The organism is Pseudomonas sp. KB_15 (assembly GCF_052114525.1).
Taxonomy (GTDB): Bacteria; Pseudomonadota; Gammaproteobacteria; order Pseudomonadales; family Pseudomonadaceae; genus Aquipseudomonas.
Map to the genome: position 1 here is coordinate 41,506 of NZ_JBFREX010000032.1, position 9,626 is coordinate 51,131.

Here is a 9,626-nt window from a genome sequence, read left to right on the forward strand (position 1 = left end):
AGTCGGAATTTTTAAGCAGCTCGAATTTACTTCATTCCCGCTGACCTTGATTGGCATGGTCAATCCACTGCATTTTCGACAAGGAAATAGACATGGGCACAATACTTCTCGTCATTCTGATCCTGTTACTGATCGGTGGTTTGCCGGTCTTCCCGCACTCCAGAAGCTGGGGTTATGGCCCGTCCGGAATTATCGGCGTGGTGTTGGTGGTGTTGTTGATCCTGCTCTTGCTTGGCCGAATATAAAAATCCGCCTGGCAAAAAAAAAGGCCCTTGAAGGGCCTCTTTTCTGTTGCGTCACAACCTATTGCGGCGTGCCGTGAACTACACCGGCGGTGTTGTCCAGCAGGCTCTTGGTCGCTGTTTGCAAGAACGCTTCGAGCTTGAGTTTCAGCTCGGCGGTGCGCGGTGCATCCGCAATGATCTCGGCGTGCGGCGTAGCGCCCATTTCGTACTGGTACAACTTTGGCGCCATGTCCTTTTCCTTCGGCAACACAAGGATCCGGTCGTCGCTGAGGATGGCCGTGGTCTGCTCGTTACCCGAAGGTTTGATCACACCAAAACCCTTATCGCCTTCAGGCAGGTTGAGCAGGTCGCGGCCCCAGCATTGCTGGCGAGTCTCGCCGCCCAGGCGCCCCATGATGGTCGGCACGATGTCGATCTGGGTGCCCACGGTGTGGTCACGCTGGCCGAACTTCTCCTGGATGCCCGGTGCGATCATCAACATCGGCACGTTGAAGCGGCCCAGGTCCATTTCGGTGATCTGCTGTTCGTTGCCGAAACCATGGTCACCCACGATGACAAACAGGGTTTCCTTGAAGTACGGCTCCTTGCGGGCCTTTTCAAAGAACTGGCCCAGCGCCCAGTCCGCGTAACGCATGGCGGTCAAGTGTTCGTTCAGGTTGCCGCGATTGGTCACCGGCTCGACCGGCAATGGTGTCGGCAAGGCGTAGGGCGTGTGGTTGGACAGGGTTTGCAGCAAGGCATAGAACGGTTTGCCGTTTTCACGGGCCTTGAGCTCTTGCAGGCTGCGATCGAACATATCCTGGTCGGACACGCCCCAGGTCGGGTCGGAGAACACCGGGTTAACGAAGTCGTTACGGCCGATGAAGTTGGTCATGCCCTGGTTGCTGAAGAAACCCGACTGGTTGTCCCAGGCGAAATCACCGTTGTAGACATACACGTCGTCATAGTGACGGGCACTGAGCAACTGCGGCAGGCCAGACAGCTTGTGGCTGCCTTCCGGGGTCTGCATCAGGTATTCGAAACCCGGCAGGTTGGGGAAGCAACCCATGGTGGCGAACATGCCCTGGTGGGTATGGGTACCGTTGGAGAAGAAACGGTCGAACAGCAGGCCTTCCTTCGAAAGCTTGTCGAGGTACGGCGTGATGTTGCCCGGCCCACCCAAAGCACCTACCGAGTGTCCGGCCATGCTTTCCATCAGGATCACGACGACGTTCTTGATCGGCAGGGTCTTGTCGGCTGGCGGCGTGTAGTCACGACGTACGGCGGCGATGTCGGCCTCGACCAGTTTTTCGTCCGGCAGCACCAGCATGTCACGCACGATTTGCTGGGCTTGCTCTTGAGGCAAGGTGGCTTTCCAGATGTTGTCGCGCTCTTCGGATATCCGGCTCTTGGCGGCGGCCACTAATTGCAGGGTGCCGTTGAGGCCCAACTGGTTGGCGAAGTTCGAGTTGGTGGTGTAGACATCACCCCAGCGCAGCGGCGGGCCCTGGCGCAGAGTGCCACGCGCGGCTACCACGCAAACCAGCAAACAAACCACGAATACCGCAATTCGCGCATACCACGGCGCAATCTGGCGCGTGCCGATGCTGCCGCCACTGAACGGACCACGGGGACGGGTCGCACGGTCGGCGCCCTTGAATGCCAGGCTCAGGATCCAGGTACCCACGGCCCATGCCAGCAAGTAACGGACCACCGGAAAACCGTACCAGAGCATGCTCATCACGGTTTTCGGATCTTCCTTGACGTACTGGAAGACCAGGCCGTTGAGGCGCTGGTGGAACTCACGATAGAAGTCCATCTCCATCAGGCCCAGGAACAGCGCAATGCTGGAGACGATCGTCAGCCACAGACGGAACAGCCCGCGTGCCGCCATGGCCCGGGCGCTGAACAATGCCAGCAGCAACGGAATACTGAGATACACCACCAGACGCACGTCGAAACGCAGACCGTTGGCGAATGCCTCGAGGAAGGTCGAGGCCGGTGTGTCGAGGATCATCGAGCGGTTGTAAACCAGCAGCGCGACGCGCAGCAGGCTGAACATGACCATCATGACCAGGGCACACAACAGCGTGTAGGCCAGATGCGATTTGACGGTCGGTTGCAGCAGGCGACTAGAAGCTCGCTGCTGATTCAGGGCGTCCGGAATTGCCATGTCGTTTTAGGACCCATTGGAAGTTGAAGTTTCAAAAATACAGCTGCGCCTTGCCCTCTTTTTGGCCAGTACCAGACCCCGGGGATTGCGCGGTGCGCAAATGTTGCACGATCAACGGCAGCATTGCCATTGATTACTGTCCGCAATGTTGGCGCGGGCGAATTGTCTTGGACACTTTGTGAAAATTTCGTGCAACGCATATCCGGAAACACAATAAACCCCAAGCAAAACACGCTCTTTGTAGTAGCTGGCGAAGCCTGCGTTCGGCTGCGAAGCAGTCGTAAGATCAGCCGGCGCGGTTCTTCAGGAAGATCGGGGGCTCCGGGTTTTACGACTGCTGCGCAGCCGAACGCAGCCTCGCAGGCTCGGCAGCTGCTACAAGCCGAACGCAGGCTTCGCCAGCTGCTAGAGGTCGCGTGACGGCTTAACTGAGCGGCATTTTCCCTATTGCGCAAAGAAAAACGCCCCGAACAAGTCGGGGCGTTATCGAAAGAGCGGCGCGGTTACTTCTCGGCGCGTTCTTTCAGGGCTTTCAAGGTATTGAACGGGGCATCCACCACGAACTTGTTGGCCACCATCGACGGCACGCTGCCGCCCGGTTCGGTGTGCACCTGATAGGTCACTTCGATCTGGTCGCCCTTGGGTACGAACTTCCAGAAACCGTCGACCTTGGCGACCCGGACGAAACCTTTTTCTTCAGGAAGGTATTTCGGTACGCCTTCGAGCTTGCGAGTCAGGCTGCCATCGGCACCTTCGATAGTGGTGACGTGCAGCACCGAATCACGCGGAGTAACCGGCCACGGGGTGTTGAACTGAGTGTAGGTCCAGCTCTGGTTACCTTCGTGCTTGAGCAGCTTCTGGGTCTTGCATTCGTGAATCCAGGCGCAGGCTCCGGACACGTCGTCCTGCAACGCACGCAGCTTGGCTATGGTGGTTTTCATCAGCGTGACGCCCTGGTAGGCCTTGTAGTCGGAACCGGCCACTTCACTCAGGGAGATCTTGATGCCGTCTTCGTCTTTTTTGACTTTCCAGTCTTCGGCCTGGGCCGTCGAGGTAGCCAGCACAACCGTCAAACCACACAGCACAGCAATACGATGCAGCGAACCCATAGTCTTATTCCTTATTGTTGAAGTTCTGTTCGTTGGGCTTGCACCTCCGGTCACCTTCAGGTCTTTCGGAGGTGATCGGAGGTGCGAGCCCACACATCACGCCGCCGTCATTTGCTCCCACCAGCCAATCAACCGGATCGCATCTTCGCTGCTGCTTCCGCACACCTCGGGGTCGGCCTCGAAGGCAGAACACACCGCCGGCCGTTCCGGCTGGCCGAAAATATTGCACAGGTTATCGGAGGAAAGTTGCAGGCAACGCTCCCCCGCAGCTTTGCCATTGGGCATACCGGGAATCGGTGAACTGATGGACGGGGCAATGCAACAAGCGCCACAGCCCTCACGGCATTTCATGACGACAAGCTCCTCGCGACGAGCAATGTGTAATAGGACGGTGCACAGAGTACCCGCTAAAACAGTTGTTTTAAATTACCTGCGAGCGGGTTTTTCAGCGCAAACGAGCATGACCGGCCAGTCTCCGACAAAGCGTCTGGTCTGCGGCTCGCGGATCGGGATGAGGTTACTGCTTGAACTCGAAATCCAGTGCCGCGCCTTCGACCTCGCGGCGCTCTTCATTTCGCAGTTGCAGCTGCATTTCATTGCTGAGCAAGCGTCCGTTGAGCTGGAACGGACTGCTGCCGCTCTTTTCGCCAAACATCTGTGGCAATAACGGTTCGCGCTTGGGCAATGTCACCGTTCCCGGCGGTTTCAGCTCCTGAACCATGTCCCGAGGCAAGCTCAGATCCAGATTCGCAGACGGAAGCTCAGTCTTTGCCACCTCGCTGGCCGGTTTCGATTTGGAGGCAATGGGCGGACGCTTTTTCACGGGCGTCGCCGGTTTCCTGGTCGACGAGGCTTTTTTCACAGGTTCGGTTTTTATCGGTGCGACGTGGAAACTGCCGGTAGTCTGCTCCTGCTCGGTAGCCGCCACGACGGATGCCGGCTGAATACTTGTAAACAGGCAGACCAAAAGCCAGGCGGCAGGAAGAGTCGGTTTCATGTATCCAACGGTGGGTGCAAACGGCAGAGGTGCATATGCTCGCCTGTTGCAGCCCACAAGACAAGCGCAGTAGCAGCCTGTTACAAACCGCCGGCCATTTCCTGGCAGAGTTGGGTGGCCAGCATGCCCAAGGTCATCAATGCGCGCTCGGCTTCACGGTTCCACGGCGTGCCGCAATTGAGGCGAATGCAGTGATTGAACTGCTCGGTGTTACTGAAGATCAGACCCGGCGCAATGCTGATGCCTTGCTGCAATGCCCGCACGTGCAACTCTTGCGTGTTGACCCGCCCCGGCAGACTGACCCACAGAATGAAGCCACCGGTAGGCCGGGTCATCTGCGTGCCTTCCGGAAAATACTGCTGCACGGCCAGTTGGAAGGCACTGAGGTTCTTACGGTATTCCTGACGGATGAAGCGCAAATGCCGGTCGTACCCGCCATTTTCCAGATAAGCTGCGATGCCCATTTGGGTAACGCTGCACGCAGAATGCGTGCTGAAGGTCTGCAAACGCTGGATTTCCTGCTGATACTTGCCGGCAATCATCCAGCCGATCCGCACGCCAGGCGACAGGGTTTTAGAGAAGCTTGAGCAATAGATCACCCGGTCCAGCCGGTCATAAGCCTTGAGGGACTTGGTGCGCCCCTGCTCGAACATCAACTCGCCGTAGATATCGTCTTCGACAATCTGGATATCGAAGTCCGACGCCAGGCGCAGCAATTGTTTCTGCCGCTCCTCCGGCATGGTGCCGCCCAATGGATTACTCAGTCGGGTGGTCAGCACCAACGCCTTGATCGACCATTGGTTGGCCGCCAGTTGCAGGGCTTCCAGGCTCATGCCCGTGGCCGGATCGCTGGGGATCTCGATGACCTTGAGACCCAACAGATCGGCCAGTTGCAGCAACCCGTAATAGGTCGGCGACTCGGCCGCGATCAGATCGCCCGGACGGGTCAAGACGCGCAAGGACATCTGCAGCGCATCGACGCAGCCGTGAGTGATCACCACCTCCGACGGATCGACCACCACGCCGGCATCGCGCATGCGGATCGCCACCTGCCGGCGCAATGGCTCGAAACCGGGGCTGAACATGTAGCTGAAGGCCCGCGGGCTATGGAAACGGGTGACCTTGGCCAACTGCTGATGCAGTGCCCGCACCGGCAAATAGTCGACACTCGGCACGGCCGCGCCCAAAGGGAAGACACCTTCACGACGGGATTCGACCAGGACTTGTTGAATGATGCTGCTGCGGGTGACCAGCCCCGGGCGCTCGACCCGGGCGATATCCGGCGTCGGTGCGGTGAGTGCCGGTGTCTGGTGCACGTAGTAACCCGACTGCGGCCGGGCGCGGATCAGCCCCTGATCCTCGAGATTGGCATACGCCTGCAACACCGTTGCGTGGCTGACATTGAGCTGCGAGCTCATCTTGCGTACCGAAGGCACGCGCTCTCCCGGCTGATAGACCCCGCGGCGGATGTCTTCGGCCAGTTGTTGAGCAATACGTTGATAGAGCAAAAGATTGGTCATGACGCAGCACTCGATTTCACGGGCATTTTATTCTTGTGTAAAACAATACCGGAACAGTTTAGAAGTGTACTGGGACAGTTGCCACAATAGTCGACCATACAGTGCAGTGTCAGCAAAATCTGTACTGTTTTGTGCGGTATTCGGCGAACATAAAAAAACCCGGCGCTGCATGGCAGGCCGGGTTTTCCAGCGACGCAACCCTTAGCGGGCAGCGCCGAGCTGGCCTTTTTCGTCGGAAAACACAATTTCCACCCGACGGTTCTGCGCCCGGCCCCGTTCCGACGCATTCGCGTCCACCGGATACTCGTCGCCATAACCCTCGACCTGGATACGCTTGTCGTCGATGCCCAGGTCCATCAGCACGTCAGCCACCGATTGCGCACGGTCGCGGGACAGCTTGAGGTTTTCCTGCTTGCCCCCGGTACTGTCCGTATAACCTTCGATTCGCACCACACGCTTGGGGTTGAGTTGCAGGAACTGCACGATCTTCAATACCACACGGTTGGCCGATGGTTTCAATTCCGCTTCGCCCGTGTCGAACAGCATGTCGCCCAATGTCATCACCAGACCGCGGTCGGTCTGGGTTGTGGTTAATGCCAGAATCTGCTCTTCCAGCCATTTGCCTTGCTGCTGCACGCTGAACAGTTTGGATTCACGCAGTGCCAATTGCAGGCGCTGCCTCTCCAGTTCGAGCTTCGCCGCTTGCTCTTCGTTGAGCACCTGATTGGTGTGTTCCCGGGCAATGGCGCTATAGCGCTGACTCAGGTAGGCGTAATGCACCACGTCCGAACCGCTGCCCCAATAGCTGGACAGGCGATCGGCACGGGCCAGGGACTCACCGGCGCGAATCACGTCCTTGGGGGCGATTCGCAGCACATTGGAGTCTTCCTTGACCTTCTGAAAGTCGGCACCGGCCTGCTGCAACGCGGACTCGCTGTGCTGGCTGGCACAGCCAAAGAGACTCGCGCAGCCTGCCAGGATCAAACCGCCGAGGGCTTTAGTCTTGAGGCTCATTCGGCATCTCCCAGTTGCTTGCGCAGGCGGGTGATGCGGGTATCAAGCACGTTCAACTGTTCCTCGCTCTTGGCCGTCAATACCTTGGCTTCAGCCAGACGCGCATCGAGTTCGGCCTGTTCGGCCCGCATGCGTGCGTTTTTGAAGGATTGATCAGTCATGTTGCCCTTGGCGCGGTTGAACTTGTCTTCGGCCAGCTTCATTTCCGGCACATCGTCTGCCGTGGCGCCCACGGCCTTGGCCTGTTCGAGTGCCTGTTCGGTCAGGCGCATTTGTTCACTCGGCGCAGGATCGGTTGCACAACCCGCCAGGACCGCAAAGGCCACGGCAGCGAAAAGAGGTCGAATACTCACTAAATATCCCTACTGTTTTGGGGTACTGACGGGTTGTTGCGAGGGTTGCTGCGGTTGTGAGCGTTGTGCCTTCCAGCGCTCGATGTTGCGCATCAGCACGGCTTCCGTCAGTCCGGACGCGGGCAATTCTGTCATCTTTTTGGCCAACTGTCCGCGCAACCACGGATCGTTGCAAGCCGAGTCATGGGAAATCGCCAGGTACAGGCCAGACTTGTCGACCGGTTGCGAGCGCGCGACCAGATCACCGCCCATGCCCAGTGTCTGTGCGGTCGCCATGCCCGAGTAACGTCCCGCCAGTACAAACTCGACCTCGCCCAACAGCAGTTTTTGAAAGGCCTGGGTCAGGTTGGACGTGCGCGCGAGGGTCAGTTGCTGTGCGGCAAAGGTGCTGAATTGCGGGGTCAATCGGGCCTTTTCCGACACGGCACCGGGATGGCCGTGCAGGTCTTGTGCTTCGTTGTAGACCAGCGTCGAGTCCTTGCGAGTCCAGACCAGATAGTCGTTTACCAGCAAGGGTGGATGGATGTAATCCAGGGTTTCCAGTTCGCTGACCGTCAACGGTGCGTCCGCTAGCATGTCCATGCGTCCGCTGCGCACTTCGTCCAGGGCCTGGGCGCGTTTGCCGGCATAAAGCAGTTCGACCTTGAGCCCTGACTCCCCCGCCACTTGCTGCAGCAAATCGGCACTGGCACCGATCAGGTGTTTGGGATTCTGCGGGTCTTGCCACAGGTACGGTGGCGCGTCCGGGCTGCCGGTCACCACCAGGCGTTCGCATTTGCCTGCGGCGAAAGACAGCGCTGGCAATAGCGTCAATCCCAGCAAGCTCCACACACAGCGCAGATCCATGGCTTCACACTCCACTCATACCCGGTTATGCCCCCCCTGTAGGAGCGAGCTTGCTCCTACAGAAGAGCAAAAAAAAGCCCGACCAAAAGGCCGGGCTCTTTATAAGTGAAGCAGCCGGATTAGACCAGCTTCTCCAACTCAGGGATGGCTTCGAACAGGTCTGCCACCAGGCCGTAATCGGCCACCTGGAAGATCGGCGCTTCTTCGTCCTTGTTGATCGCAACGATCACTTTGGAGTCTTTCATGCCGGCCAGGTGCTGGATCGCGCCGGAGATACCGACCGCGATGTACAGCTGTGGCGCAACGATCTTGCCGGTCTGACCGACCTGCATGTCGTTCGGAACAAAACCTGCGTCGACCGCGGCGCGGGAAGCACCGACGGCAGCGCCCAGCTTGTCGGCCAGGGCGTACAGGTGTTTGAAGTTGTCGCCGTTCTGCATGCCGCGGCCGCCGGAAACGACGATCTTGGCAGCGGTCAGTTCCGGACGATCGGACTTGGCCAGTTCTTCGCCGACGAAGCTGGAGATACCAGCGTCGTGGGCAGCACCAACGGCTTCAACGGCAGCGGAACCACCAGCAGCTGCAACCGGGTCGAAACCGGTGGCACGCACGGTGATCACTTTGACCGCAGCGTTCGATTGAACGGTAGCGATGGCGTTACCGGCGTAGATCGGACGCTTGAAGGTGTCAGCGCTTTCTACCGAGATGATCTCGGAGATCTGGTCAACGTCCAGTGCAGCGGCAACGCGCGGCAGGATGTTTTTGCCGTTGGAAGTAGCGGCAGCCAGGATGTGGCTGTAGCCCTTGCCCAGCTCAGCTACCAGCGGAGCAACGTTTTCCGGCAGCTGGTGCGCGTAGGCAGCGTTGTCAGCTACCAACACTTTGCTCACGCCAGCGATTTTCGCAGCGGCTTCAGCCACGGCGCCAACACCCTGGCCAGTAACCAGAACGTGGATGTCGCCACCGATTTTGGCGGCAGCAGCAACGGTGTTCAGGGTGGCAGGAGCCACAACCTTGTTGTCGTGCTCAGCGATTACCAAGATAGTCATGATTAGATTACCTTCGCTTCGTTTTTCAGTTTCTCGACCAGTTCAGCCACCGACTTGACCTTGATACCCGCGCTGCGTGCAGCCGGCGCTTCGACTTTCACGGTCTTGTTGGTGGAGGCGGTGGAAACGCCCAAAGCGTCCGGAGTCAGCACTTCGAGAGGCTTCTTCTTGGCTTTCATGATGTTTGGCAGAGACGCGTAGCGCGGCTCGTTCAAACGCAGGTCGGTGGTGACGATGGCCGGCAGCTTCAGGGAAACGGTCTGCGCGCCGCCGTCGATTTCGCGGGTTACAGCTACGCTGTCGCCGCTGATTTCGACTTTCGAGGCGAACGTGCCCTGACC

At 58.6% G+C, this 9,626-nt stretch carries 11 protein-coding genes; 1 reads left to right on the forward strand and 10 read right to left on the reverse strand.

Annotated elements, in window-relative coordinates; all coding sequences use genetic code 11:
• Positions 1-86: 86 nt before the first annotated feature.
• Positions 87-245 carry a DUF3309 family protein gene (locus AB4Z35_RS21615; protein WP_442099317.1) on the forward strand — a complete coding sequence of 53 codons (159 nt, stop codon included), beginning with the start codon at positions 87-89 and terminating at the stop codon, positions 243-245.
• Between the two features lie 58 nt (positions 246-303).
• Here the strand turns inward: AB4Z35_RS21615 and AB4Z35_RS21620 are convergent, their stop codons facing one another.
• The 10 genes from AB4Z35_RS21620 to AB4Z35_RS21665 form a co-directional block, all read right to left on the reverse strand.
• Positions 304-2,397, reverse strand: a complete 2,094-nt coding sequence (locus tag AB4Z35_RS21620) for an LTA synthase family protein (protein ID WP_442099306.1) — start codon at positions 2,395-2,397, stop codon at positions 304-306.
• Between the two features lie 503 nt (positions 2,398-2,900).
• The gene (locus AB4Z35_RS21625; RefSeq protein ID WP_277530731.1) at positions 2,901-3,506 is read right to left on the reverse strand and encodes an START domain-containing protein; all 606 of its coding nucleotides are present in this window, start codon (positions 3,504-3,506) and stop codon (positions 2,901-2,903) included.
• 96 nt (positions 3,507-3,602) lie between these two features.
• A complete protein-coding gene (locus tag AB4Z35_RS21630; protein ID WP_008004333.1) occupies positions 3,603-3,857 on the reverse strand; it encodes a YkgJ family cysteine cluster protein in 255 nt (84 codons plus the stop codon).
• Between the two features lie 166 nt (positions 3,858-4,023).
• Complete coding sequence (locus AB4Z35_RS21635) at positions 4,024-4,503, reverse strand: translation initiation factor 2 (RefSeq protein WP_442099308.1); 480 nt, start codon at positions 4,501-4,503, stop codon at positions 4,024-4,026.
• 80 nt (positions 4,504-4,583) lie between these two features.
• Positions 4,584-6,023, reverse strand: a complete 1,440-nt coding sequence (locus tag AB4Z35_RS21640) for an aminotransferase-like domain-containing protein (RefSeq protein WP_007973699.1) — start codon at positions 6,021-6,023, stop codon at positions 4,584-4,586.
• 201 nt (positions 6,024-6,224) lie between these two features.
• Entirely contained in the window at positions 6,225-7,037 is an 813-nt protein-coding gene (locus AB4Z35_RS21645) for an OmpA family protein (RefSeq protein WP_008004329.1), read from the reverse strand.
• Positions 7,034-7,390: a DUF4398 domain-containing protein gene (locus AB4Z35_RS21650; RefSeq protein ID WP_442099310.1), complete on the reverse strand. Its 357-nt coding sequence runs from the start codon at positions 7,388-7,390 to the stop codon at positions 7,034-7,036. The genes AB4Z35_RS21645 and AB4Z35_RS21650 overlap by 4 nt, the downstream gene beginning before the upstream one ends.
• Positions 7,391-7,399: 9 nt before the next feature.
• Positions 7,400-8,236 (reverse strand): substrate-binding periplasmic protein, encoded by an 837-nt coding sequence (locus AB4Z35_RS21655; RefSeq protein WP_442099311.1) that lies wholly within the window; start codon positions 8,234-8,236, stop codon positions 7,400-7,402.
• A 119-nt stretch (positions 8,237-8,355) separates the two neighbouring features.
• Entirely contained in the window at positions 8,356-9,285 is a 930-nt protein-coding gene (locus AB4Z35_RS21660) for an electron transfer flavoprotein subunit alpha/FixB family protein (RefSeq protein ID WP_442099313.1), read from the reverse strand.
• A 2-nt stretch (positions 9,286-9,287) separates the two neighbouring features.
• Positions 9,288-9,626, reverse strand: a 339-nt coding sequence (locus tag AB4Z35_RS21665; RefSeq protein ID WP_442099315.1) for an electron transfer flavoprotein subunit beta/FixA family protein, incomplete at its 5' end; no start/stop codon positions are given.